This window comes from Legionella rubrilucens, assembly GCF_001468125.1.
GTDB lineage: Bacteria > Pseudomonadota > Gammaproteobacteria > Legionellales > Legionellaceae > Legionella_C > Legionella_C rubrilucens.
Genome location: NZ_LNYT01000006.1, coordinates 108,439 through 133,328, shown reverse-complemented (window position 1 = coordinate 133,328; position 24,890 = coordinate 108,439). Strand labels below are relative to the sequence as shown.

Genomic DNA, 24,890 nt, shown 5'->3' with positions numbered 1-24,890 from the left:
TTTGTATAGCTTGCTATATAATAATAGACTATGTTAAACTATACCCAGTTATTCAGGAGTAATCAATGAAAACAGTAACCCTCTATCAAGTCGATGCCTTTGCCTCATCCCTCTTTCGCGGCAATCCTGCCGCCGTCTGCCCTTTGCAGGAATGGCTGCCTGATCATCTGATGCAGGCCATTGCCAGTGAAAATAATCTTTCCGAAACCGCTTTTTTTGTTCCGAAAGAGGATGGCTTTCATTTGCGCTGGTTTACGCCAAATGAAGAAATTGAACTCTGTGGCCATGCGACTTTAGCCAGTGCGTATGTTCTTTTTGAGAAACTCAATTATACCCGGCAAACCATTTCATTTACCTGTTTAAGCGGCGAGCTTGTCGTTTCGCGGCAGCCACAGGGGTTCATGATGGACTTTCCTGCTTTGCCCTATGAAGAAATATCCTGGCAGCCTGAGTACGGGATAACCGGCTTGCCAAAACCCGCGAAGGTATTTAAAAGCCGTTTTGATTTGATGTTTGTTTATGAGGACGAGGCGGAGGTGGTTTCTGCAAAACCCCACCTTGAGGCCGTGGCTCAACTGGATTACCGCGGGCTGATTTTAACGGCGCCCTCAACACGGACTGATGTGTATTCACGGTGTTTTTATCCGGGGTGTGATGTACCGGAGGATCCGGTCACGGGATCGGCCCATTGTGTGATTGCCCCTTATTGGTGCGAACAGTTCGGTAAAGACAAAATAACCGCACAACAGGGGGGTCGCCGACGCGGTGAATTAAGTTGCGAGGTCAGAGGCAACCGCGTCTTGTTAAGCGGTGCGTGCCAGCTTTATCTTGAAGGCGTTATTCACTTACCGGAATGACGGCAGTTCGACAGACGGGGCATCGTCAACCTCGGGCGGGCTTGGCAATGCCTGCGATGAAAGCCAGCCTTTCCCTTCCACCAACCGCGTAATCATCAGGCTGCTCGCGGTATTGGTGGTGACATTAAGTAGGGTGGCAACGGGATCGATGATAATGCTGATGGCCGCTACAGCAATCAGAACCGAAGGCGGGAACCCGTAGACGTTTAAAATCAGCAACTCTCCCAGCATGCCGCCGCTCGGTATGGCGCCCATCACCGTGCCGACCAGTACGGAAACGCCAACGGCCAGCGTCAGCACCGCAAGGCCGTTAAAATCAAGATGAAAAAGTCCAAATAGAAAGGCAATTTTGAACACGCCGCCAATGACGGAGCCGTCTTTGTGAATCAGGGTGCCTAACGGAATAACCGTTTCAGTGATTTCCGAAGGCACGCGCATGGCCCTGGCGGCATACAGATTAGCAGGAATACTGGCTGCACTGGAGCAGGTCGCCAGGGCGGTGGTGGCCGGCAACAGCATATTTTTCCAGAACAAAACCAAACCGGCCTTTTTTCCTGCAACAAAAGCGTAACCACTTAACCCAATGACAAAATAAATCAGGGCACAGGCGGAATAGAGTACGGCAATGCGAAGATAATTGCTCAGCAACTGTGGCCCCAGTTCACTCACCAATACGGCAAAATAAGCAAAAAAGCCAAAGGGGGCAACCCTCATAATCAAGGTAAATACCCGCATAAAAACCGCATCGCCGGCTTTTAAAAAACTAAAAAAAGCCGGGTTTGGATGATGCGTCAGCGCCAGTCCAATCAGTATCGAAAAAACAATCAGGGCCAGCATGTGGTGATGGGACAGAAGCTGGCTGAAATCCGGTACCGTAAACATACCAACCAGCTGTTCTGAAAAATGAACGGTTTCACTGCCGGGGGTTGGCGGTAAGGGCAAATAAACCCCTTGTGCCGGTGGAAAGAGCTTGACGACGAGCAGGGCATACAAGGCAGCAATGAATCCGGTTAATACAAAAACCACGGCCATACTGCCCATGATTTTACCCAGTTTATTTAATGAGCCTGCTTTGGCAATCGCTGAAGACACACTGAAAAAAATGAGGGGAACAATCACTGTAAAAATTAAATTTAAAAAAATATCGCCTAAGGGTTTAAGGCATTTAACCTCCTGTGGAAACCAATAACCGGCGGCGCCGCCGCCAACTATCGATAAAAGCAGCAACGAGGGGAAAAGATAGGATTGCAATGTTTTATTTTGCATGGCCACCGCAGTAATTTCCATTTAGAATTGATTGATATTTAAAGCAAAGCCATACCGGATAAAAGGCGGGGACAAAAATGACGTTTCCTTACCACGTGATTGATTTAACCCACACCCTTACGCCCGCCATCCCAACCTGGGAAGGGACTGTCGGATTTAAGCAGGAGGTTTTGCTCGATTACGGGCAATGTACTACAGAACCGCCTTTTTGTGTACAACAATTTACTCTTGAGGCTGGTCTGGGCACCCACCTCGATGCGCCCGCTCACTGCATTCCCCATGGCCTTACCGTGGACAAACTGCCCCTAAGCGATTTGCTTGTGCCCTGTGTGATGATTGATGTGTCGGCGAAAGCCCATGCCAGCTATCGCATCAGCCCAGATGATCTCATCGCGTTTGAACAACAGCACGGGCCGGTGCCTCCCCGCAGTTTTGTGGTGTTTCATACCGGCTGGGCCCGATTTTGGGCCGATCCAATAAAATACCGTAACAATCTGGTTTTTCCCTGCGTGGCTAAAGAAACGGCTGAATTATTGCTGAAGCGCGACATTGCGGGGCTTGGCATCGATACCCTGTCACCGGACAGGCCGGATGGCGGCTATCCGGTTCATCAAATCATACTGGGGTCAAAACGATACCTCGTTGAAAACGTGGCTAATGCGGACAGACTTCCTGCCAAAGGCAGTTTTGCCTTAATTCTCCCCACAAAAGTCCAGGGCGCTACCGAAGCCTGGGTGCGTCTTCTGGCTTTGGTGAGTCCCTGATCTAGTAAACCATTTCTTCACGTGACGCAGGCTGGACGGACTCCACTTGAATGGGTTCAATGGGGTGGAAAAATAATTTTTTAATATCCATCACCGGTGGTAACGCGTCCGTTTTATTTTTGGGTTGTTGTGCGACAAACACGTCATAGCGTTGCTTTAAATTTTTTAATTTCTGGTGCATGTTCAATTGCGCTTCGATATGCCCCCCGTTTAATTCGGGTGTCGTAATCGTCTTTGGCACCACAACCGGCGAATCATAGAGGCTTTCCTTGTCACAAAAAACCACAGCAGCCGACGGCGTTTTACTGCCGGTAATGCCATAATGCCACCACCGTTTAATCAGTTGCCAGAATTTAAAATACCAACTGCCTACATGGGCGTTTAACTCGCCCTCCACCACGGCTTCCAAATGAATTCGTTCTATTTTTTGATTGGTTTTTTTCTCTTTGCTGTTGGTTTTATGCAGCTCGCAGGCATGCCTGACGAGATCATATTTTTTCTGTTGCCCGAAATGTTCGATCAAAGCCAGTTGGCATTGTTCAGGGGTGTAGGATTGACGCTTGAGATGGTTTTGGGCATGGTGGGCGGCCATTTGACTGAACAGAGTGTAGTCCATCCGGGAGGGGTTGGCTGTAAAGCAATGTTCAAGCGCTTGAAAAATGCAGGGGCTGACATTACGGTTTGGCAGTTTAATCATCACCTCTGAAAGCGGCAGCAAATCAGCCTTTGGTGTCTTGCAATAATCGTTAAGCAGGTTTTTTAAAGGCAACACGTCACCGGAGTAATTCGCAAGGTAGGCACTGATTAAAGGCATTTTTACGGAATCGGTGATGGCCCAGCTTTGTTTATTGATTTCTTTCCAATCAATAATGGCTTTGTTGGCTTTTAATTCCTGGATGGTTTTTTTCGTTTGCGGCGCTTTGCCATTAAACCAGTTGGCTAAGGTGTCAACTACCTCCTGCAGTTTCTCCTTAAAGGCCGGGGGTAAAAAATTACGGGCGGCGATGGCGTTGAGGGTGCTTCGTTCAAATTTCAGGCCGGCCAGTTGACTGTCAAATTGATTGTGGTGATAAAACAGTGACGTATTACCGCAATTGGCTGTGCGAAAGACCAGCTCACTTAATAATTTTTTGCCGATTTTTTTATTGTTATCCAGCGTACCGGCGAGACCGAAATGCCGTTTGACAAACAGGCTGTAGCTACTCAATTCCTCGTTCGTCCAATGATCCGGGCTGTAACGCAATTCGACCCGTTGAAAGAAATCCTGACGTTGCCGGTGAAGAATCAGTAACAGCAGACGGTATTGGTAACTCGTGGACAAGTCATTGATTTTTAAACAGTTAACAGCGGAAATGGCCGGCGTGCAATGCACTCTGTGGAAGAAAGCCGTCAACCCTGACAGGGTGCTGTCCATGGTGTCTAAAGGGGAGTTGATGTCCGCATCGAGAAAAGCCCGCCAAACCATTTTGGCGATATTGTCTTTTGCTATCAAAGCCGTCAACAGTGTATCCCACTGCTTGTCAAGTACCGTGTTTTTCTGTCTTTTTTCCTGAAGACAAGTTAAGGCGCGAAGAAGAATATCGCGTTGATTGTGCGAAGCAGCATAGTCTGCGAAAGCCTGTAACCCCTGAGCAAAATAGGGTTTGGAATGATGTTTTTCGAGAAAGTCTGCCATAATGAGGGCGGGATCGTGTTTATCCAGGTAGGCTTGAAACACGGCGATTCGTTCTTTGCTGAATAATTGTTCTCGCGCGCCTTCCTGTTCAAGAATGGTTTGAAACAATGAATGGCTGTTTTGGCTTGAAGGCATGACAGCGAGCAGGTTAAACGAAGCCTCGGGGCCATGCTCCAGGATCAACAACTCAAAAAAAGCGCGTGGCAGCGGTTTAGTGGTCTTTCTCGCATAGGCTTCCACCTGTTGTTTTATCCAGGCCAGTTTTTCTGTGTCGCTTTCCTGATAAAGACGTGGCAATGAGTCTTCATTGATGGCATCGGCCAGCAACAACTCCATGGTTGCGGTTGTGGCGGATAACTGTTCGACAGGAACTTTGGCTAACAACAGGGCGCTCGTTTCTCTCTGAAACAGGTTAATCCGTTTGACTTCGCCGGAAGGCAGAAGAAAGCCAAGGGTATAGCGGTTGTTGTCGTAAAACTGCATGCCCGCACTGTAGCCTCGTAATTCGATTAACGGTTTGGGAATATCGTCCACAAACGTCATGGCTTGATTGGCTTCATTGATAAAGCCGATTTCTTTGCCGGCGACATCGTAGAGCAGAACGGATTGTTTGCGGGCCAATTCGCTTTGCTCAAAATTTTTATGAGGTAAATATTTTTGCAGCCAACCAAGGAAAGTATTTTGCGCCAATGCCAGGTCACCCTTGCTGGCTGTGCTTTGTTCAAAAACAAAGTCAGCTACTTTAAATAACCAGTCGGATCGCAGGCTGCTTAAGCTGGCATTGTAATGTGCATAAAGCACGTTAAGCGCGGCATTGGCCATGGCCGGGTTGTCTTTCCGCAGCGCAAAACAGGCATCCTCCAATTGCATCAGCAAGGCACGAATGCTGTCATCGGCGCGAAATTGCAACAGGCGTTGACGTTTTTCCAATAGGCGGGCGCGAAGACTGGCATTGGCGGCCATTTGTTCATCTACCTCGGCAAGCTTGACGGCATGGTGTTTGAAGAAGACCATCTGGCTCTTAATATGGGCATTCAGTTGCTCAAACTCGGCCTGTTTCAGAGTCAGCGACAAAAAGCGGTAGCGTTCCAGCAAGGCACGTATAGCTTCTGGCGTGCTGACTGCGACGAATTGCGGTGAGGTGAGAAGACGCTGGATCCAAACCCCGTTCAGTGTGGATTCGGCAAGCGTGGCGTGTTCCTGCTTTAAAACATGCCCTGCCATTTTGATGAGTTGCTCATCACCGAGTAAACTCAAATCCTGAGCTCCCAGATTCGATTTAATGATCGCAAGATTCTCTTCCGACTGTGACGCGCACTGGCAGAGCAGGGTCATTATATTCCGGCTTGCCTGCTTTATTGCCCTGTCGTTGCTGTTTAATCCTGCAAGGCAATGCTTCGTCAGCGATGTGATTACGGAAGAGGGAAGCTGATTAATCATCTCCGTCACGATCAGGATGCGATGAGCATTCAGCAATTCATTCAAGGTTAGAATAAAGTCATTGACACCCTGAGGCGGCGATTTCTCCAGCGAATCAGTTGCAGTACTGATAAAAATAGCCAGGGTTTTGGCATCCAGGGACACGTCCTGATCGGCAATGAACCGATTTAAACGCTTCAGCTCAGAAACCGGATGCGCTTTTAAATCGAATCCACTGATTAATGCATTGCATGACACGGCTCTGGCAGCCTGTTTTTCCAGCGAATTCAAAGAATCTTTAAGCCAGAGATCAATGGTAGAGAAAGGGTTTACTGACGGTGCGTCCTCTAACTTAAGCGGTAATTGCAGGAGTTTGCATTCAATGACGTAATCCAGAATCGACACCAGCTCGCGCTGGTGGCATAAGGCGCAATAAGCCTTAAATTGTTCCAGTGTGGCCGCGGGTATTTTTTCAAGGCAATGAAGCAACGCATCCAGACCAAAAAACAGGTTGTCGTTCAGCAGGGTGTTTAATGCAAGGATAACAGGGGAGGCTTCACGACGTAACAAAAGGAACTGATTCAGTTGCTGCTGGATAGGTGTCCAGGACTGGCCGGGAATCCGTTCACGCAGCGCCTGAATCTGCTCATGCATGCCGTCATTGCTGCTGGTGTCAAAGCTCATAAAATACCAGTAAAACAGCGAGGGGAGCTGTTCTGCAATGTGGGTATTATTCCGCAATCCTTTGATCACTGCCTGTCGAAACTGCGAGAGGAAATGATCCTGCTCCTGCAGCGGCTGAGCAGGCAGGCTGGCCGTAAGCTTGGCTTCCTCGGTATCAATATGTTTCGCCAGCGTGCGGATGTGTTTGATGATTTCAGTAAAACTGGTTATGGGCCAGGGCGAGTTTTTTAATAATTCAGCACCCCTTAAGTCCAGTGCCGAAAAAAGCTCGCTGGTTGTTTTTAGCGAAGACCTAAGCTCAGAGTCGAAAACCAATGAGGGTGCCGTTTCCAGCCGTTTATTCGACAGGAGGTTGCATAGCACGCCTAACTGATGCTTAAACTCGCCGAGCGCCGGTTCAAGCGGCAGCGATTGACGAAGGACCTCCAGTTGCTCTGTAAAAGGCACCAGATCCAGTCTATACCGGAGGCTTCGTACTCGACGCAGGGATTCGTAAAGCCCTGCCTGGTTCGTCTGAAGAAATACCTCATCGCGACGGGCGGCGGCCTGTTCCAGTGTTGGCTGCAGATGGGTAAGCAGGGCCGATGTTTCTTTGGGCGTGGCCGTGGCGAAAAGAATGGAGTAAACCGCCTGATTTTCGGAATTTAAAGTCGTCTGCGGGGCTTTTGCCTGCTGCAGAAGCATGTCCCTGAGAAGGCTTTGCGGTAGAATGGCGGTGTTCGCTGAGAGATGTTTAAACGTGTGTTTAACCAGCGGGATTAAGCTGTCTCCTGCCTGCTCCTTAATCCATTCCTTAAGCTTGGGATGCTGAGCCAAATTAAGCAATAACACCTTCTCTTTTGAAGTCATTGGCGATTTATCCTGCCGGATTAACGCCAATTCCTGCCCGCATTGCTTATAAAGATCAACCAGTGCCGCCTCATCCGTGCTGCCCATGGTCAGGTGTTTTTGCAGCGTGAGCAGGAGAATCACCGGGTTGCGTTTCTTTTTTATGATTTCGTTTAGCTGAGAGACTGAAACCAGATCACTTAAGACCAATACCCATTGCGGAGGCAAATGCTCTAAAGGGGCGTGCAGCAGATAATGGGTTGCCAAATCGAGAGGCAGGGTTTGTTCTCCGCTTAATTGCTTAAGTGCTTCCAGGAAAAATTCATGTTCTTTAAGCGTCAAGGTGGAAAAAACAGCCGGTTGAATCAGGCCGCGAAATAAAACGGCAGCCCATTGCTTTTTCTGTTGCCCATCCAGTTGAAGCTGTTCCATGCACCGGATTTGAACACTGGACGGCAGGGTAAAAAACAAGGTGATTAATTGCAGTTGCAGGCCATTGGCAAGGGCGTGGCTGGCTTGCGTATCCAGTTCACGCAGCGCGTTTTCAATGAATCGTCTGACCGCCGATTCCAGAGGTTCTCCGTTTTGAGAGATAAGAAGCCTGCTTGTCAATAAAAGGAAGTACAGAAAGGTATCCTTTTTTTCGAGGCAATAGTCGGTAAGGGCATCGCTTACGGAGGCGGGTTTAACCTGCTCGAATGCGGCCTGCAAGGCAGTGCAGGTTGGCGGGACAGGTTTTATTCCATCCAGTTCGTAAGCCCAGGCTCTGGCTGCATGGGCATCCGCTTGGGTTATAAAATGAGTCAGTGTCTCTCTGTTGTCTTTCAGTCGTGCCTGATGAATCTGTATCAGGTGAACCAAATCATGATGCTGTTTTTCAGTGGCCAGATCGAGCAGCGTCTTCGAGCCGATGCTGCTCTTGTGCTCCCAGTCGCTTTCCTGTTTCAGGTAATAGGCGACAGCAGCGGTGTTTTGTTGAAGCACGGCATGATGCACCGGCGAAAAGGGTTGTTGAAGGGATGTGGCTTTCAATAACGGCTTTAATGGCGGTCGTTTATTGACAAAATCAATGAGCTGACAGGCAATGCCCGGGCACTTTTTGCGCGAAAAGGCGATGGATAGCGGCGTTTCATTTTGCTTAAAAGAAGCCCGGGCAGTCAATAATGACTTCAACTCCTCATCCGGCAGTTTTTCAAGAATGGTCAGAAGTTTCGCGACGACAATTTCGGATTGGCTTTCAAACACGCGGTGCAGCAGATTGAATTGACCGCTGATGCCGGCGGTTAATGTCATTAACCTGTCTTTGTCATACACTGCAAGAATGGACAATACAAGCAGTGCCTGTTCGTCTGTCAGCGGTAGTTTAAATAAATCAATGAGGGCGGTGTAAGCCCGGGATGGGAAAGGGTCGGTTTGCAATAAGTCATACAGTTGACCCTTCTTGTCCTCCTTCTGTGAGTAACTGTGCAGGATGGACAATAAATCACTCAGGCTTTCCTGATCGTCAGGATTTAAAAGCGCCATAAAAACGCTGAAATAACGGCTGAAATAATCTTTGCCGAACAAGAGAAGGACAACGTCATCCATGGGCAGGGACTGGATGGCCGCCAGAAGTTTTTTTCGTGTGGCCGGCGGGGCATAATGAATGAGCGTGTGCATGACACGTTCATTCAATGAGTCATTGGCAGGATGGGTGCGGAAGGCGGACAATAACGCCACCATGTCACGGGCTTCCATGGCAAGAAGCACGTCAGCTGCCTGGCTACAGACCTCTTCCGGAGCATAGGCAAAGACCATGCTCAGGGGATTTTGGTAGCTTAATTCCTTATCGAGAAGGGCGGCGCGTCCCTGAAGTACCCCCTGACGTGATGATGAGGAAACGTTACAGAACAATGCGGCCTGGGTTTCGGCCTTGGGATTGAAGTGTTTAAGAAGAAAGGATTTAAGCGCCTTATTGCTGACCTCGTCGATTTTACTGGCAAAAATTTCAGCGATTTTACCCATTTAACATCCTTAATCACATCCTGTGTTGATTCTATTTTCCACGACAAGATAAACAAAAACCCATTTTAACCGGAAGTCTTTCAGTAATCCAAGCCCTCCATTGTTAAGAATTTTAAGTGGATTGTAAGCGGGTAAATGGCGCATCGCCCAATGCTTCGTCATCAAAGACAGCAGTGGATCTCGACATGGGCTGTAATGGCGTCCCTTCGCCGGAATTTGGCGCCTCAGACGACAAGGACGCGATAGAAACGTCCTCTTCTTCCTCCTCCAATGCCAGTTCATGCCCGGGCTCGCAGCCTAATTCATTGTTTATAAGCGCATGGCTTTCATCCCATGTGTCGGGGGGATGTTTAACCCAGGTAAAGGCAACCCAGTCCTGAAGAGCGGCCAGGTTAATCAAAATGCAGAGAATGGTGGCAGTCATTAATGTAGCCAACGCCGCAGGAGGGAAACAAAAAACCAGCGTCGTGGCCAGCGCGGTTACAAGGCTTGCGGAGGTCATCAACAGCGCATAGCGCATGTACACCGCCTGCCGTTTAGAGGAATAATCCTCATCATAGACTGGCGGATGGCGCATTTTATGGTATTCTGCGATGCACCATAACACATTGCTGACGAGAAAGAGCCATGCTGAGGGGATTAGAGCAGGGGGAAAGGCAATGGCTGCCAGACAAGTCAGAATGGCCAGGGTACCCATGACCGCTGCCACTTTATGCTGGCTTTTAAACTGGACAAGGCCATACCATGATTGCGCGCGCGGGGGGTGATCAGGGTAGCGCTCGCAGGCGGCAAGCCAGAGAGAATAAGCCGTCAGGTAACACATCAGCGATAAAAGATTGAAAATGGATGATACAAAGACAATGGGAATAGTCTGCAGTTTGGAAAAAATAAAACCCATGAGAAAAAAAACACCACTGGCTTTATCCAGGCGTTTAGCATGGCGGAGCTTTTTGGCTGCTGTTTTCATCGGTTTAATCAGATGGGATATCAATCAATTAAATTAACATAGGAAAATTACTATAGAAAGTGTTAATTTAATGTTTGAGATGCTAAAAATTTGCTTACAGAGCCGATGTCAGACTTTATCGGATGAAAGGCCGCCTGCCGGCAAAGTAATGATAACCTGTAATCCGCCTTCTGCGCGATTGTTGGCGATAATGCTGCCATTGTGAAGAGCAATGGCCTGCTGGGCAATGGATAAGCCCAGGCCGTAACCTCCGGTTTTTTTCTCCCGCGACGTGTCGACCCGATAAAAGGGATTAAAAATTTTATCCAGCTGATCCTGGGGTACGCCTGGCCCGCGGTCTTCAATGGTGATGAAGAGCAATGAACGCTCGTCGTTAAACGACAAAATGATAAACACTTCTTCTTCCGCGGGCGAATACCGTAAGGCATTACGGACGATGTTTTCAATCGCCCGATGAACAAGCCGCTCATCCACCGTTAAAATAAAATGATCGACCCGGGAAATGACGTGCACTCGTTGATTACCAGACTCAAAATTGGCATCTTTAGCGATTTGCTGCAGCAAGACAGGCATATCGACCGTCGAGAGGTGTATTTCGTTGACCGATTTATCGAGCCTCGCAAATTCGAGTATCTCGCCAATGAGGGTATTTAAGCGCAGGCATTCCTCTTCCATGCGCGAGAAAGCACTTTCGGCCTCACGACTGGATTTTTTTCGCCCAATCTCGATGGCTATCTGCAATCTTGCCAGGGGTGAGCGCAGCTCGTGGGAGATATCCTGCAAAAGCCTTTCTTTGGAATTCATGATGTTTTCCAATTGCTCTGCCATGCGATCAAATTCGCCGCTTAATTCGGCAATTTCATCGCGGTGATGCCCTTTAACGCGGCCAACCCGGGTATTTAATTTGCCAGTGGCAATGGATTTGGCGGCCATACGCAGGGAGCGCAGCGGTTTGGTTAAATAAATCGAGAGCAGATAACAGATTAAGCCGCTGATAAAAATGGCAATCAGGAGGCGCAGTGTCAGACCGGCCCAGGGAATTTGCACAAAATGAGCCAGTGGTTTCTCGCTGACGGCGACCAGGCGATACGCTTTGCCCGTGGTTGACAAAATTTCATGACTGACAACGATGTCGCCAAATTTCAGTAAACCGTCATCAAGACGCTGATGGACCAGTTCATCGGCAATGGTTTTCACGACCGGCGGCGGGGAATGGGTGCTGACGATTTCACCGGTACTGACCAAAAGAAAAAGGGTCATCTTTTTTGACGTGCCGGTTTGCTGCATCCACTGGGTTAATGCGGCATGCTGACCGGACTCAAATGTGGCCACGGCGGCATTGGCATAGCTGTCCATAAAGACCTGTTCACGGGCCGGTATGGAAGATTTCTGCGCAATTTCGCTGGTTACCCAGGCCGTAGTCAGAATGATAAGGCTGGAGGCTAACCAGAAGGTCAGGAAAATTTTCCAATACAGGCTACGCATTAAACATGTACCCGAATCCACGAACGGTTTTGACCAGAGGTTCACCCTCAGGATTATCGCCAAGCTTGTTGCGTAAATTGCTGATGTGAACATCGATGCTGCGATCGTAAGCCGTGTATTTTCTGCCTAAGGCATATTCCGTCAGTTCCTCTTTGGAGAAGGCCTGACCGGGCGATTTAATCAGCATTTCCAGAATATTGAATTCGGCATTGGTCAGTTCCATGGGGTCTCCATGATAGGTGACAATGCGTTTCGAGCAGTCCACCACGATGTCATGGTGTTCAATAACGGGCCTGTGAGCAGGCATTTTTTGCGTGCGCCGCAAAATGGCCCTCAAGTGGGCGACCAGTTCGCGTGGATTGCAGGGTTTGGGTAAATAGTCATCGGCGCCGATCTCAAGTCCGACAATGCGGTCAATGTCATCACCCCGTGCGGTTAGCATCAGAACCGGTGTCTGCGTGTGTTCGCGGATGGCTTTGAGTACTTCAAAGCCGTTCAATTTGGGCAGCATGACATCCAGAATAATGGCATCAAAGGTTTGATTGACTGCCCGTTTTACCGCGTTTTCACCATCATGCGCGCAGACGACATGAAAACCTTCGGGTTCAAGGTACTGAACAAGCAAATCAGTCAGTTCGGTATCATCATCAACAATTAGGATGTTATTGTTCATTTAACTCGTTGTCCTGGTAATGGTTCATGTTCAAATACAGCGCGCTTGTCATAACAGGCCAGCAGTTTAATGCGGCGCGCGTCAGCATTTATCACCTTAAACTCAAATTCATCGATGGTCGTCACTTCGCCGCGTTTGGGTAAATAACCAAAGCTGGCCATGACGATGCCGCCAATGGTGTCGTACGATTCATCGCTGAAACTGGCATGAAGCTGCTCGTTAAATTCTTCAATGGGTGTATGGGCCTTAACAATGTATTGCGCATCCCCATGTTCTTTAATGTAAGCCTCTTCATCAATATCAAACTCGTCCTCAATATCACCGATAATCTGCTCAATGATATCTTCAATCGTCACAAAACCGCTGACGCCGCCGTATTCATCGACAACAAGAGCCATGTGGTTTCGATTTGTACGAAACTCGCTGAGCAACAAATCCAGACGTTTACTTTCTGGAACAAACGTGGCTGTGCGAACAATGTCGTTTAAATCAAACTCACTATTATTTTGCGCCTGATACCTTAACAAATCCTTAGCATGCAGAATTCCGATGATTTCATCCGGGTGATCCCCTGTCACCGGAAAGCGGGAATGACCCGAACTGGTTACTGTTTCGATGACTTGTTTCAAGCTGTCATTCTGGGAAATGCTGGCCATTTGTTTTTTAGGCAGCATGATGTCTCTGACACGCATCTGGGAAAACTGAATCACGCCTTCAATCATGCCCAGCGTTTCTGAATCAATCAGCGCGCGGATCTGCGCATCACGCAGCAGACTGATTAACTCCTCTTTATTTCTCGGCTCCAGTTGTAAAAATTGTTTTAAACGTATGAACCAGGAGCTGTTTTCGTCCTCTTTACTCAAGGTAATTATCCTCATCAAGATAAGGGTTGGTGAATCCAAGTTCCGCCAGCAGACGGATTTCCTGAGCCTGCATGAGTCGGGCCTCGTCTTCTTCCATGTGGTCAAAGCCCAGTAAATGCAAGACACCATGAATGACAATGTGGGCCCAATGAAAATCCAGGGCTTTATTGAATGCCTGACTTTCAGCCAGTAAAACGGCAGGGCATACAATGACATCGCCAAGCAAGGGATAATCCATGGCAATAGCGGCGGGTAGATTGGCTGGAAAAGCCAGAACGTTGGTGGTTTTGTGCTGTTTCCTGTAGGTTGAATTCAAATCAATCATTTCCTCAGGGCTGACCAGGCGCAGGGTTAACTCCGCTTTATTGCGGTGCGCCTTCAGCGCTGATTCGGCGAAAGCAATCAGGGAGGCTTCGGTGACAGGCAGGGGGTCCTCGCAGGCGACCTGAAGGTCTATCACGTAACTCATGATTTGCCTTCCTTCGATGAGGCTTCATAACAATCGACTATGCGGGACACGAGCGGATGACGCACCACTTCCCGGCTGGTGAACGTATGAATGCCGATGTTGTCAATGTCTTTAAGGATTTTCACTGCATGGATAAGACCGGATTGAATACCCTTGGGCAAATCGGTCTGGGTCATGTCCCCCGTGATCACGGCTTTGGAGCCAAAGCCCATGCGTGTTAAAAACATTTTCATCTGCGCCACGGTGGTGTTTTGTGCTTCATCAAGAATAATGAATGCTTCATTGAGGGTGCGGCCGCGCATGAAGGCCAGGGGCAGAATTTCAATCACATCGCTCTGGATTAATTTTTGCGCTTCCTTAAAGCCTATCATTTCGTAAAGCGAATCGTAAATCGGGCGCAGGTAAGGCAATACTTTTTCAACCAGATCGCCAGGCAAAAAGCCCAGTTTTTCGCCTGCCTCGACAGCGGGCCTTACAAAGACAAGTTTTTGGACTTCGCCTTTCTCAAAGGCTTCAATGGCTTTGGAAACAGCAAGGTAGGTTTTGCCGGTACCGGCAGGCCCTATGGCGAAGGTAATATCATGGCGCTGGATACTTTCCAGGTATTCAACCTGTTTGCTGTTTTTGGCAAGAATGGATTTTCGGCTTAATTTGACTGGGTGATTCATAACCGTTTGCGGTTCCTCGTCGTGAATTAATGGTAATACCGTTTCCTTGGCAATGGGCTTGTCTGAAACACGGTACAATTGCTGAATAACCTGTTCCGCTCTGGACAAATTCTTAAGGCAGTGTCCCGAAAGGAAAATCTGATCATTGGCAACACGAACCGACAGAGAGAAATGACGTTCGAGCAGGGTGATGTTTTCATGCAGGGCACCACATAGATTGGCAAGACGCTTTATGTTTAAAGGGGATAGGGAAACCTTTTTAATCTGTAGTGTACTGCTCAATGTTAGTTAAATGGAAATGAGTGACTCTAAGTAAAGGATAGTTCATAACCGTGTTTATCCGCAAGTCAGAATGCTTAAATGAGCGAATAGCACGAAACTATGATATGATAGACAATTTACTCTAATTTTAGGTAAAAAGTACTCAAAGTGAATGAATCCGTGTCGTTAAGTCCTAATTCCCTTATGATTGATCTGCATTGCCACAGCCACTACTCGGACGGACTGCACAGCCCGGAAGAATTGGTCAGGCAATCCGTCGAGGCAGGTGTCAGTCTTTTAGCGCTGACAGACCATGACACGGTTGCCGGATTAGCGGCATTGCATCAGGCCAATCAACACGCGTCACTTACCGTGATTAACGGCATCGAACTCAGCACCCGCTGGAAAAAATACGACATTCATGTCCTGGGTTTAATGATCGATCCGCATAACCCGGTGTTAATCCAACTCAACGAGCAGCAAAACGAAAGCCGAATCCATCGCGCCCGTGAAATCGGCCAACGTCTTGAATTGGCCGGTGTTCATAACGCATATCAAAAAGCCTGCGATTTAGCGGGGCATGAACGGGTAGGGCGGCCTCATTTTGCTCAGGTGCTTGTCGAGGAAAGATTGGCCATGGACAGGCAGGCTGCGTTTAAACGCTATCTTGGGCGTGGTCGGTCGGCCTATGTCCCTACGCCCTGGCTGTCTATTCCTGACGCCGTTTCAGGGATTGTGAAAGCCGGCGGGCAGGCGGTTCTGGCTCATCCTTTAAAATACAATTTAACCCGCACCCGACTGCATGAACTGGTCAGCGAATTCAAGTCAGCCGGTGGCGTGGGCATCGAAGTCGTATCCGGTGAAATGACCGTCACCCAGGTCCAGGAGATGGCTGGATTGGCGCTTCGCTATGAGCTTCTGGCTTCTTCCGGGTCGGATTACCATGGCGCGCAGGTGTCGCGCATTTCCCTTGGACGTCAGCGTCAACTCCCGCTAAACTGTACACCTATATGGCAACAATGGACTATTTGACAGGGGATATTAATGAGTCAGTTTTTTGCTATACATCCTGATAATCCGCAGGCCCGGCTGTTGAGAAAAGCAGCGAATCTCATTGAAGAGGGCGGTATTCTGGTTTATCCCACGGATTCAGGTTATGCCCTCGGCTGCAGACTGGGGAATAAAGCCGCCCTGGAACGTATACGCAAATTAAGGCAGCTTGATAAAAACCACAACATGACGCTGGTTTGCCGCGACTTGTCGCAGCTTGGCACCTATGCGCGCGTGTCCAATCCCATTTTCAGGCTTCTCAAGGCGTTCACGCCCGGCTCTTACACGTTTATTCTGAATGCCACCCACGAGGTGCCGCGTTTAATGCTGCATCCCAAACGAAAAACACTGGGTTTGAGGGTGCCGGACAATACCATTACCCTGGCGTTGCTTGAACATCTGGAAACGCCGTTCATGAGCACCACTTTGATTCTGCCCGGCGCTAATGCCCCTTTGGGCCAGCCGGAAGCGATTCAGGATTTATTGGGCAATCAGGTCGATTTGATCATCGATGGCGGGAATTGCGGTTATGAACCCACCACGGTGGTTGATTTAACCGGCGATTACCCTGTCATTCTGCGGGAAGGGAAAGGGGATCCTGAACCTTTTAAGTAATAATTAACCATTGAGGAGTTCGATGTCAGCCTTGTTTAGTGCGAGTAAACGTGTAGTCTCTGGCATGCGTGCCAGTGGTCGTCTTCATCTTGGACACTACCATGGTGTGATTAAAAACTGGTTGAAATTACAACATCAATACGATTGTTATTTCTTTGTGGCTGACTGGCATGGCCTCACCACCCGTTACGATGAACCCGGCTTTATTGAAACCATCCTTTGGGATATGGTCATTGACTGGTTGGCATGCGGAATTAACCCCAGCCTTTCCAAAATTTTCATCCAGTCCTGGGTGCCCGAACACGCCGAACTTCATTTGCTTTTATCCATGATTACCCCTCTTGGCTGGCTTGAGCGCGTGCCCACATTTAAAGATCAGCAGGAAAAACTGCACGAAAAGGACTTGGCGACCTATGGTTTTCTAGGCTACCCCCTGCTGCAGAGCGCTGACGTATTACTGTACAAAGCCGATTATGTCCCTGTGGGCGAGGATCAGGTGGCTCATATTGAATTAACCCGCGAAGTGGCGCGTCGCTTTAATCACATCTATGGTCGAGAGCCTAATTTTGAAGCCCTGGCGATGGAAGCCATCAAAAAAATGGGTAAGAAAAATGGCAGCCTCTATACGGAATTACGGCGTCAGTTTCAACAGGATGGCGATCATGAGTCCTTGAACACGGCCAAAGCCCTGCTTGCCAATCAGCATAACCTGTCGCTGGGTGACAAAGAACGCCTGCTCGGCTTTCTGGATGGTTCAGGAAAAATCATTCTCCCTGAGCCGCACCCGTTGCTGACTGAGACATCGAAAATGCCGGGGACGGACGGACAGAAAATGTCTAAATCCTACAATAACACCATCAGTCTTAGGGAAGAGCCTGAACAGGTCGAGAAAAAGATACTGACCATGCCGACAGATCCTGCCCGGGTCAAGCGTACCGATCCCGGAGAGCCTGAAAAGTGCCCTGTCTGGCAGTTACACAAAATCTATTCCGCAGACGATGTGAAGGGCTGGGTGCAAACCGGCTGCCGCACGGCCGGCATCGGTTGCATTGAATGCAAACGTCCGGTGGTTGATGCCATTCAGCAGGAGTTAAAACCCCTTCAGGCCGCGATTAAGGATTTTGAGGAAGATTTGGGTTCGGTAAAGCGCATCGTTGCAGACGGCAGTGAAGCAGCGAGGGAAGAAGCCAATAAAACGCTGAATGATGTCCGCGAAGTGATGGGGCTGGATTATTAATGGACCCAATCCTGGCGGATAATCCTGCACCGGCTCTGGCTTTAGTCAGCGGTAAGCCCTTTACCGAGATGCCGCCGGATCTGTTTATTCCGCCCGATGCGCTGGAAGTTCTCCTCGACAGTTTTTCAGGTCCGCTGGATCTGCTGCTGTACCTCATTCGCCGTCAGAATATCGACATTCTGGATATCCCCATCGCGCATATTACCCGGCAGTACATGCAGTACATCCAGCTGATTGAAACGACCCGCCTCGAGCTTGCTGCCGATTACCTGGTGATGGCGGCCATGCTCGCGGAAATTAAATCCCGTTGTCTTTTGCCGCCGACTCCCAATGCCGGGGATGAACCTGAAGAAGACCCGCGCATGGCCCTGGTGCGCAGGCTTAAAGCTTATGAGGAAATGAAAATGGCGGCGGAAAGCCTCGATGAGCTGCCGCGTTGCGAACGTGATTATTTTCGGGTTGAAATCCAGGCCACTGGCCTGGCGGTGATGACCATTCATCCTGATGTTGAACTGTCTTTATTGCCGGAAATGATGCGGCAACTGGCTGAAAAACAAGGCCATCAGAGCAACCATCAGATCAGTCGTGAGCAATTGTCGGTTCGTGAACGAATGACGATGGTTCTCGAGCGCTTAAGTCAGGAAAAAACGCTGCTGTTTACGCGTCTTTTTTCAACGGCCGAAGGGCGAATGGGCCTGACGGTCACCCTGTTGGCCGTTCTTGAACTCGCAAGGCAGTCACTGGTGATCATCAATCAGGGAGCCCTTTACGGCCCGATTCATATTATGGCGGTGGATCATGGATAATCAACAATTAAAAGCCATCCTTGAAGCCTTGTTGATGAGTTCTTCGGAAGCGTTAAGCATGCAACAGTTGCTTTCGGTGTTCAATGAGTGGGAGAATCCGGGCCTTGAGCGCGTGGAACAGGCGCTTTTGGAGCTGAAACAGGATTACAGCGATCGGGGTATTGAGTTAACACAGGTTGCAAGCGGTTATTGTTTTCAAACCAAAGCAAAATATGGTCACTGGATAAACCGTCTCAATGCGGAGAAGCCGGCTAAATATTCCCGCGCCTTGTTGGAAACCTTAGCCATTATTGCTTACAAGCAACCCGTAACGCGGGCGGACATCGAGGACATCCGCGGGGTCGCTGTCAGCAGTTCCATGTTAAAAACCTTGTTGGAGCGGGAATGGATTCGGGTCGCAGGACATCGTGATGTTCCCGGCAAACCCGCCGTGTATGTCACAACCAGAGCCTTCCTTGATTATTTTAATTTAAGAAGTCTTGATGAATTGCCGCCCCTTAAGATAACAGAGGCCATACCCGCCCCAATCCGCGAAGAATCAGCAGAAGAGTGTGTAGAATAAATGACAACAGAACGATTACAGAAAATACTGAGCCAGGCAGGCTTTGGTTCTCGACGCGAAATGGAACGCTGGATAGAAATGGGCATGGTCTGTGTCAATGGTGCGGTGGCCAAACTGGGCGACAGCGCAGGGCCTGAGGATAAAATCATTGTCAAGGGCAAGGTCATTGCCAATCCGCTGAAAGCACAGGCAAAGACACGCATTTTGCTTTACCATAAGCCGGTAGGTGAAATTTCAAGCCGCAGCGATCCCAAACACAGCCGCACGGTCTTCGACAAATTGCCGCCGCTTCGCCAGGGACGATGGGTGCAGGTAGGCCGTCTTGATATTAATACCTCTGGTTTATTGATTTTTACCAACAATGGCGATTTGGCCAACCGCCTCATGCATCCTAAATTTGAACTGGAACGGGAGTATGCCGTCCGGGTACACGGCCAGGTTTCTGAGGAAGCAATCAAAGCCCTGTTGAAAGGGGTTGAACTGGACGACGGCATGGCGAAATTCAAGCGCATTGAATTCAGCGGCGGTGAGGGGACCAATGCCTGGTATCACGTGACGCTGACGGAGGGCCGCAATCGGGAGGTGCGCCGCCTGTGGCAATCGCAGGGGGTCGAGGTCAGCCGTCTTATTCGCATCCGTTACGGCAAACTCACAATGCCCCGTTCGCTATCCCGGGGGGATCATGTGGAATTGACCCCGAAAGAAGTGGAAACGTTTCTGGCCAGCTTGACCTAAGCCGGACATCACTGCCCGCCTGCGCGGGCATGCAACGCATGGAAGTCGGGTCTCGCCTCGCACGGAGGCCTGTTTCGCCAATCAATCCTTATGCACCTGAAAATCGATCAGCGTAACTAATCCGCTCCAGAGGGCGGTCCAATGGTGATCGTCGGGATCATGGTTGCTGACGCGTTTCAGTAACACGCCATTGTCCACTTTAAATAAAGGAGAATGATTCGATAATTGTTCAATTTTGTCGAAGTCAGGCAACCAGCGTAATTCCTCGTAGGAGACAGGCAGCGTGCCGTCACGGAACGTGTGGTAAATGGCATCGGCAGAAAGCTGCATGATGTGCGTCAGGATTTCGACGTGCCTTGCGGCATCGGGGTGGCTTAAATAATCATCGCCATAGGCTCTCCAGCTTAAACCCAGCGCATTGCTGACTTCGAGTCCGTACCTTGAATCTTCATCGTGCATGAGGTTGGCAATCAGCAGATTCAGAATGGCTGGAAGGGCAATGTCGTTATGGATAGCTCGTCTTGGCGTTCTCATGTGGCCTGAGGACATGGAATCCGTCAGGAAGTGATTGGCAAAGGCATTTTGCGCATACGCGAGGTGCAGAGCCTTGTCCGCTTCTGCCAGGTTGCCCTCGTTCAGGTAATGATGCGCCTTTAAGGCTGAGCGAAGCGCGACGGCATGACCTGCGCGATAAGCAGTCAGGGAATCAGGAACAAAATGATCAAAATTAACCTGGGCCAGCTTCAGATAAAGGCCCAGGGGCAGATAACCATTGATGGCGGTCCCACCGCAGCCAATGCGGTTTAACGATTGAGACAGATCGCTGAAGTGCTGTTTATAAAATTCCCAGGGCTTTTGTCCTTGGGCTTCGGCTGCTTTAAGCGCCGTTTCCAATTTTTCAAAGAACTGGCTGTACTCGCTGACCAGAGTCAACGGGGTTTTGCAGGTGTTGTCACTGCTCATCCCGCCGAGAGCATTAAACTGACGAAGAAAGCAGGCTTCCTGTTGCTGGGTTTTGCAGTTTGAAATGGGTTTGTAGGGGTCGCCGAACAAATCGCCCGCGTACATGACCAGTTCCCCATAGCTTAACTGCAATCCATTGGGAAGCGTCAAGCGGTTATTTTGCGGCGGCGAAAGGGGGGCCCAGCGAAGAAGAACCTGGTTGCCATAATCACGGTGTTCCAGATTGGCAAATCCGGCATTATGCTGCTTCAGTTGTTCTTCGATTGAAGGATGATTGAGAGGACCGGCATTGGTCACGCCAATGATGAACCATGACAGCAGCAATTTGGCTATGATATCCTTTATCATTGTATTTTTCCTTGAATGTTTGACCTATTTAAGCGCATAGAATAAAGCGTATTCAAGCCAGTATGGTAACATAAGTCCTTGACGAATTTGACGTTAAATTAGAGTAGAGTAGTTGGATGACCAGACGAAAGCAACGACCCCCGAGAACCGTTCAAACCGCGGAAATTGTCAATTTCAGCCACGATGGCCGCGGCATTGCCCGCCTGAATGGCAAGACGACGTTTATTGAGGATGCCCTGCCGGGAGAAACCGTGTTATTTCAGTACACACGTACCAAAAATGATTTTGATGAAGGGCGCGCGCTTGAGATTCTGTCGCCCGCCGCCAACCGGGTGTCACCCCGATGCCAGCATTACAGTGCCTGTGGCGGCTGTTCTTTGCAGCACCTTGATGAAAAAGCGCAGATCCATGAGAAACAGACACTGCTGCTGGATTTGCTTCGCCGCATCGGTAAAGTTGAACCGGAATCGATACTGCCTCCTTTAAGCGCCGGCAGCTGGCATTACCGCAACAAGGCGCGTTTAAGCGTGCGTTATGTTGAAAAAAAGCAGGGCACTCTGGTGGGTTTCCGTGAAAAAAGCAACCCGCGCTATATTGCTGAGATTGAGCATTGTCCGGTTTTAAATGCCCGTGTGGATGAGCAAATTCTGCCTTTGCGTGCTCTGATTGATTCATTTGATTCGCCTCAGAGCATTGCTCAGATTGAAGTGGCTGCCGGGGATGACGAGGTGGCACTGATTTTCAGAAACATGGCGCCGCTCAGTGAAACGGACAAGGAGAAGCTACGCCGTTTTGGTGAAGGATCCGGTTTTAAACTGTATCTGCAACCCGAAGGACCCGACAGTGTCACCTTGTTTTATTCACCCACGGACAGCGGGGAGTACCTGCATTACCAATTGCCGGATGAACAGGTCCGTTTTCGTTTTCATCCGACTGATTTTACGCAGGTTAATGCCGGTTTAAACCGTTTGATGGTCAGCAAAGCGATTGAATTGATGGATTTAAATGCTGACGATGTCGTCCTTGATCTGTTTTGTGGTCTCGGCAACTTTTCCCTGCCCCTGGCTCGTCGCAGTAAAGAGGTCATTGGGGTTGAAGGCAGCGAGACCATGGTGAGACGTGCGGCGATGAACGCAGACTACAATGGCCTAAGCAATGCGCGTTTTTACTGTGCTGATTTGGACCGGCTTGATGCGTTGGCAGCGATAATCAGACAACCCATTAATAAAATGCTGATTGATCCGCCGCGCTCCGGAGCACTGGAAATTGTCCGCCAAATCGATAAACTTAATCCTATAAGGCTTGTTTATGTATCCTGCAATCCAGCGACATTGGCACGCGACACCGATATTCTGGTCAATCATCATGGGTATCGTTTGAGAGCAGTTGGGGTAATGGATATGTTTCCGCACACGGCTCACGTGGAGTCCATTGCCTTATTTGAAAAGGATAAACAGTGATGGTTAAAGTGAAAGAAAGTACGCCCTGGTTGTCAGACGGCGGCATTGATGTGGAGCAATGGCTCCATCAACTCGGCAGCAAAGGGTATTTTCAAGATCTGGCGATGATCCGTAATGCCTGCACTTTAAGTCAGTTAAGTGGTCTTGATCATGCGACTGAAACCGGTGTTTCCTGCCTGCAGCAGGGTTTAACCATGGCCGATATTCTGGCGGATTTGGAAGTGGATCAGGAAACATTGACCGCAGCCATTATTTTCGTCAGTGTTCACTATGCTGAACTGTCGCTGGATGATGTGGAAGAACAGCTCAATCCCGCCATTGCCAAGCTGGTCAGAGGGGTAGAGCGCATGAGCGCCATGCATAACCTGCAGGCCTTGAATAACCCGCAAAACAAGCACCAGATCGACAACATCCGAAAAATGCTGCTGGCCATGGTGGATGATGTCCGTGTCGTACTGATCAAACTGGCGGAGCGATTGAGCGTGCTGCGTGCCTCAAGCCAGCTTCCGGAGACGCTGCGCAAGCAAATTGCGACCGAGGCCATGGAAATTTATGCCCCCCTGGCCAACCGCCTTGGGATCGGGGCCATCAAATGGGAGATGGAAGATTTAGCCTTCCGCCTGCTGCATCCCGACGATTACAAGGCCATTGCCAAAGGATTAAAAGCCAAGCGGCTTGAGCGGGATCATTACGTCAACCTGATTGTCGATGAACTCAATAAATACATTCAGGCGTTGGGCGTGCATCATTTTGCCGTGTATGGCCGTTCCAAACACATCCACAGCATCTATAAAAAGATGACGCGCAAGAACGTCTCCCTGGATGAGATTTACGATGCCACGGCGGTCAGGGTTTTGCTGGAAACCAAAGAGCAGTGTTATGAAGTGTTGAGCATGGTTCATGATGTGTGGAAACAGGTGCCGGCCGAGTTCGACGATTACATCGCCAACCCCAAAGCCAATGGGTATCAATCCCTGCACACGGCGGTCGTAGGGCCTGAAGATCGGGTGTTTGAAGTGCAGATTCGAACGTTCCAGATGCACGATTTGGCTGAGATGGGTGTGGCGGCGCATTGGAAATACAAAGAGAGCGGCATTCATCATAAACAGAGTCACGAACGAAAAATCGAATGGCTGCGGGATGTATTGGCCTGGCATCGGGAAATGGCCACGACAAGCGGTGTTTCCGAGGCAATTGAGACGGAATTCCTTGAAGACAGGGTTTACGTGTTCACACCCGACGGGGATGTGCTTGATTTGCCGGCCGGAGTGACGCCCTTGGATTTTGCTTATCATGTGCATAGCAAAGTAGGTCATCGTTGCCGCGGCGCTAAAGTCAATGGCTCAATCGTGCCTTTGACGTATGCCTTAAAAACCGGGGATCGGGTGGAAATTTTAACCGGTAAAGACGAGCGCCCCTCCCGTGACTGGATTAATCCGCACTTGAATTACTTAAAAACCTCTCGCGCCAAAGCGAAAGTACTGCACTGGTTTAAGATGCAGGATTACGATAAAAACCGTGCGGAAGGCCATGATATTCTTGACAAGGAATTGAAAACCCTGGGTATTAAAGCGGAAAAATTACAGGATGTCGTCAAAACGTTTAACTACAAACGTCTGGATGATTTGCTGGCCGCCCTTGGACGAGGCGACATCAAACTCAGCCAGATATTAAATCGCCTGTCACCGGCAGAGGTGGTTGAGCCCAGCATTCAAAACATTGTCAAGCCGCAGAGCGTGCCGGAGGTCACCGGCAGTGATTTACGCATCGAGGGCGTGGGTAATTTGATGACTCACATGGCCCGCTGCTGTCAGCCTGTACCTGGTGATACGGTTGTCGGTTACATTACCATTGGTCGCGGCGTGTCGGTTCACCGTCAGGATTGCCCTAACATCCTGCATGCGACTGAAAAGCAGAAACAGCGTTTTTTACAGGTCAGCTGGGGAAGTGCCACTCGCGATCATTACGTGGTGGATATTCTTATTAAAGCCTTCGATCGGCCGGGCTTGTTACGGGATGTGACGTCTTTATTGTCCAATGAAAAAGCCCATGTGTACGCTTTGCAGACACACAGCAACAAACAGGATAACAGTGCCTACATTACTCTGACTGTGGAAATCGATGGTTTAAACAGCCTGTCTCGCCTGCTGACTCGTCTTGAGCAGATTCCCAATGTGCTGGAGGCAAGGAGGCAGGTTTAACCCTGGTCTTTTACGTGTTGCTCAGGTCAG

Annotated in this window: 19 protein-coding genes; 10 read left to right on the top strand and 9 right to left on the bottom strand. The window is 49.4% G+C overall.

Annotated elements, in window-relative coordinates; translation table 11 throughout:
- Positions 1–65: 65 nt before the first annotated feature.
- Complete coding sequence (locus Lrub_RS02805) at positions 66–857, top strand: PhzF family phenazine biosynthesis protein (RefSeq protein ID WP_058530689.1); 792 nt, start codon at positions 66–68, stop codon at positions 855–857.
- On the opposite strand, the gene Lrub_RS02800 is transcribed toward Lrub_RS02805, so the two are convergent.
- Positions 846–2,129 carry a dicarboxylate/amino acid:cation symporter gene (locus Lrub_RS02800; protein WP_420324339.1) on the bottom strand — a complete coding sequence of 428 codons (1,284 nt, stop codon included), beginning with the start codon at positions 2,127–2,129 and terminating at the stop codon, positions 846–848. The two genes, Lrub_RS02805 and Lrub_RS02800, sit on opposite strands and share 12 nt — an antisense overlap.
- Positions 2,130–2,200: 71 nt before the next feature.
- Here Lrub_RS02800 and Lrub_RS02795 point away from each other — a divergent pair, with 71 nt between their 5' ends.
- The gene (locus Lrub_RS02795) at positions 2,201–2,887 is read left to right on the top strand and encodes a cyclase family protein (protein ID WP_058530688.1); all 687 of its coding nucleotides are present in this window, start codon (positions 2,201–2,203) and stop codon (positions 2,885–2,887) included.
- 1 nt (position 2,888) lies between these two features.
- Here Lrub_RS02795 and Lrub_RS02790 read toward each other — a convergent pair whose 3' ends face one another.
- The 7 genes from Lrub_RS02790 to Lrub_RS02760 all read right to left on the bottom strand — a co-directional run bounded on the left by Lrub_RS02790 (position 2,889) and on the right by Lrub_RS02760 (position 14,904).
- Positions 2,889–9,497 carry a hypothetical protein gene (locus Lrub_RS02790; RefSeq protein ID WP_058530687.1) on the bottom strand — a complete coding sequence of 2,203 codons (6,609 nt, stop codon included), beginning with the start codon at positions 9,495–9,497 and terminating at the stop codon, positions 2,889–2,891.
- Between the two features lie 112 nt (positions 9,498–9,609).
- Positions 9,610–10,464, bottom strand: a complete 855-nt coding sequence (locus Lrub_RS02785; RefSeq protein WP_058530686.1) for a hypothetical protein — start codon at positions 10,462–10,464, stop codon at positions 9,610–9,612.
- A gap of 108 nt (positions 10,465–10,572) precedes the next feature.
- The gene (gene cpxA / locus Lrub_RS02780; protein ID WP_058530685.1) at positions 10,573–11,949 is read right to left on the bottom strand and encodes a two-component system sensor histidine kinase CpxA; all 1,377 of its coding nucleotides are present in this window, start codon (positions 11,947–11,949) and stop codon (positions 10,573–10,575) included.
- On the bottom strand, positions 11,942–12,622 hold the full coding sequence (cpxR, locus tag Lrub_RS02775) for a two-component system response regulator CpxR (protein ID WP_058530684.1): 681 nt from the start codon (positions 12,620–12,622) through the stop codon (positions 11,942–11,944). Before cpxR ends, cpxA begins: the two co-directional genes overlap by 8 nt.
- Positions 12,619–13,500, bottom strand: coding sequence for an HlyC/CorC family transporter (locus tag Lrub_RS02770; protein WP_133134085.1), 882 nt, complete (start codon positions 13,498–13,500; stop codon positions 12,619–12,621). Before Lrub_RS02770 ends, cpxR begins: the two co-directional genes overlap by 4 nt.
- Positions 13,478–13,954 (bottom strand): rRNA maturation RNase YbeY, encoded by a 477-nt coding sequence (ybeY, locus tag Lrub_RS02765; protein ID WP_058530682.1) that lies wholly within the window; start codon positions 13,952–13,954, stop codon positions 13,478–13,480. The genes Lrub_RS02770 and ybeY overlap by 23 nt, the downstream gene beginning before the upstream one ends.
- Entirely contained in the window at positions 13,951–14,904 is a 954-nt protein-coding gene (locus Lrub_RS02760; protein WP_058530681.1) for a PhoH family protein, read from the bottom strand. Before Lrub_RS02760 ends, ybeY begins: the two co-directional genes overlap by 4 nt.
- A 183-nt stretch (positions 14,905–15,087) precedes the next feature.
- On the opposite strand from Lrub_RS02760, the gene Lrub_RS02755 reads away from it, so the two are divergent.
- The 6 genes from Lrub_RS02755 to rluB are packed head-to-tail and all read left to right on the top strand — an operon-like array spanning position 15,088 to position 19,888.
- A complete protein-coding gene (locus tag Lrub_RS02755) occupies positions 15,088–15,915 on the top strand; it encodes a PHP domain-containing protein (RefSeq protein WP_058530680.1) in 828 nt (275 codons plus the stop codon).
- 12 nt (positions 15,916–15,927) lie between these two features.
- A complete protein-coding gene (locus Lrub_RS02750; RefSeq protein ID WP_058530679.1) occupies positions 15,928–16,548 on the top strand; it encodes an L-threonylcarbamoyladenylate synthase in 621 nt (206 codons plus the stop codon).
- Between the two features lie 22 nt (positions 16,549–16,570).
- Positions 16,571–17,785, top strand: a complete 1,215-nt coding sequence (locus Lrub_RS02745) for a tryptophan--tRNA ligase (protein WP_058530678.1) — start codon at positions 16,571–16,573, stop codon at positions 17,783–17,785.
- Entirely contained in the window at positions 17,785–18,591 is an 807-nt protein-coding gene (locus Lrub_RS02740) for a segregation and condensation protein A (RefSeq protein ID WP_058530677.1), read from the top strand. Before Lrub_RS02745 ends, Lrub_RS02740 begins: the two co-directional genes overlap by 1 nt.
- Complete coding sequence (gene scpB / locus Lrub_RS02735; protein ID WP_058530676.1) at positions 18,584–19,153, top strand: SMC-Scp complex subunit ScpB; 570 nt, start codon at positions 18,584–18,586, stop codon at positions 19,151–19,153. The genes Lrub_RS02740 and scpB overlap by 8 nt, the downstream gene beginning before the upstream one ends.
- Positions 19,154–19,888: a 23S rRNA pseudouridine(2605) synthase RluB gene (rluB, locus tag Lrub_RS02730; RefSeq protein ID WP_058530675.1), complete on the top strand. Its 735-nt coding sequence runs from the start codon at positions 19,154–19,156 to the stop codon at positions 19,886–19,888. It begins immediately after the preceding gene.
- Between the two features lie 81 nt (positions 19,889–19,969).
- Here rluB and Lrub_RS02725 read toward each other — a convergent pair whose 3' ends face one another.
- Positions 19,970–21,199: a hypothetical protein gene (locus Lrub_RS02725; RefSeq protein ID WP_058530674.1), complete on the bottom strand. Its 1,230-nt coding sequence runs from the start codon at positions 21,197–21,199 to the stop codon at positions 19,970–19,972.
- 116 nt (positions 21,200–21,315) lie between these two features.
- On the opposite strand from Lrub_RS02725, the gene rlmD reads away from it, so the two are divergent.
- Entirely contained in the window at positions 21,316–22,659 is a 1,344-nt protein-coding gene (gene rlmD, locus Lrub_RS02720) for a 23S rRNA (uracil(1939)-C(5))-methyltransferase RlmD (RefSeq protein ID WP_058530673.1), read from the top strand.
- On the top strand, positions 22,659–24,860 hold the full coding sequence (gene relA, locus Lrub_RS02715) for a GTP diphosphokinase (protein WP_058530672.1): 2,202 nt from the start codon (positions 22,659–22,661) through the stop codon (positions 24,858–24,860). The genes rlmD and relA overlap by 1 nt, the downstream gene beginning before the upstream one ends.
- The last annotated feature ends 30 nt before the right edge of the window (positions 24,861–24,890 follow it).

What these genes read in the sequence shown, in the direction of transcription:
- Lrub_RS02805 (WP_058530689.1), top strand. Translation starts at nt 66, where the DNA reads ATGAAAACAGTAACCCTCTATCAAGTCGATGCCTTTGCCTCATCCCTC.
- Lrub_RS02795 (WP_058530688.1), top strand. Translation starts at nt 2,201, where the DNA reads ATGACGTTTCCTTACCACGTGATTGATTTAACCCACACCCTTACGCCC.
- Lrub_RS02790 (WP_058530687.1), bottom strand. Translation starts at nt 9,497, where the DNA reads ATGGGTAAAATCGCTGAAATTTTTGCCAGTAAAATCGACGAGGTCAGC.
- Lrub_RS02785 (WP_058530686.1), bottom strand. Translation starts at nt 10,464, where the DNA reads ATGAAAACAGCAGCCAAAAAGCTCCGCCATGCTAAACGCCTGGATAAA.
- cpxA (WP_058530685.1), bottom strand. Translation starts at nt 11,949, where the DNA reads ATGCGTAGCCTGTATTGGAAAATTTTCCTGACCTTCTGGTTAGCCTCC.
- cpxR (WP_058530684.1), bottom strand. Translation starts at nt 12,622, where the DNA reads ATGAACAATAACATCCTAATTGTTGATGATGATACCGAACTGACTGAT.
- Lrub_RS02770 (WP_133134085.1), bottom strand. Translation starts at nt 13,500, where the DNA reads ATGAGGATAATTACCTTGAGTAAAGAGGACGAAAACAGCTCCTGGTTC.
- ybeY (WP_058530682.1), bottom strand. Translation starts at nt 13,954, where the DNA reads ATGAGTTACGTGATAGACCTTCAGGTCGCCTGCGAGGACCCCCTGCCT.
- Lrub_RS02755 (WP_058530680.1), top strand. Translation starts at nt 15,088, where the DNA reads ATGATTGATCTGCATTGCCACAGCCACTACTCGGACGGACTGCACAGC.
- Lrub_RS02750 (WP_058530679.1), top strand. Translation starts at nt 15,928, where the DNA reads ATGAGTCAGTTTTTTGCTATACATCCTGATAATCCGCAGGCCCGGCTG.
- Lrub_RS02745 (WP_058530678.1), top strand. Translation starts at nt 16,571, where the DNA reads ATGTCAGCCTTGTTTAGTGCGAGTAAACGTGTAGTCTCTGGCATGCGT.
- Lrub_RS02740 (WP_058530677.1), top strand. Translation starts at nt 17,785, where the DNA reads ATGGACCCAATCCTGGCGGATAATCCTGCACCGGCTCTGGCTTTAGTC.
- scpB (WP_058530676.1), top strand. Translation starts at nt 18,584, where the DNA reads ATGGATAATCAACAATTAAAAGCCATCCTTGAAGCCTTGTTGATGAGT.
- rluB (WP_058530675.1), top strand. Translation starts at nt 19,154, where the DNA reads ATGACAACAGAACGATTACAGAAAATACTGAGCCAGGCAGGCTTTGGT.
- Lrub_RS02725 (WP_058530674.1), bottom strand. Translation starts at nt 21,199, where the DNA reads ATGATAAAGGATATCATAGCCAAATTGCTGCTGTCATGGTTCATCATT.
- rlmD (WP_058530673.1), top strand. Translation starts at nt 21,316, where the DNA reads ATGACCAGACGAAAGCAACGACCCCCGAGAACCGTTCAAACCGCGGAA.
- relA (WP_058530672.1), top strand. Translation starts at nt 22,659, where the DNA reads ATGGTTAAAGTGAAAGAAAGTACGCCCTGGTTGTCAGACGGCGGCATT.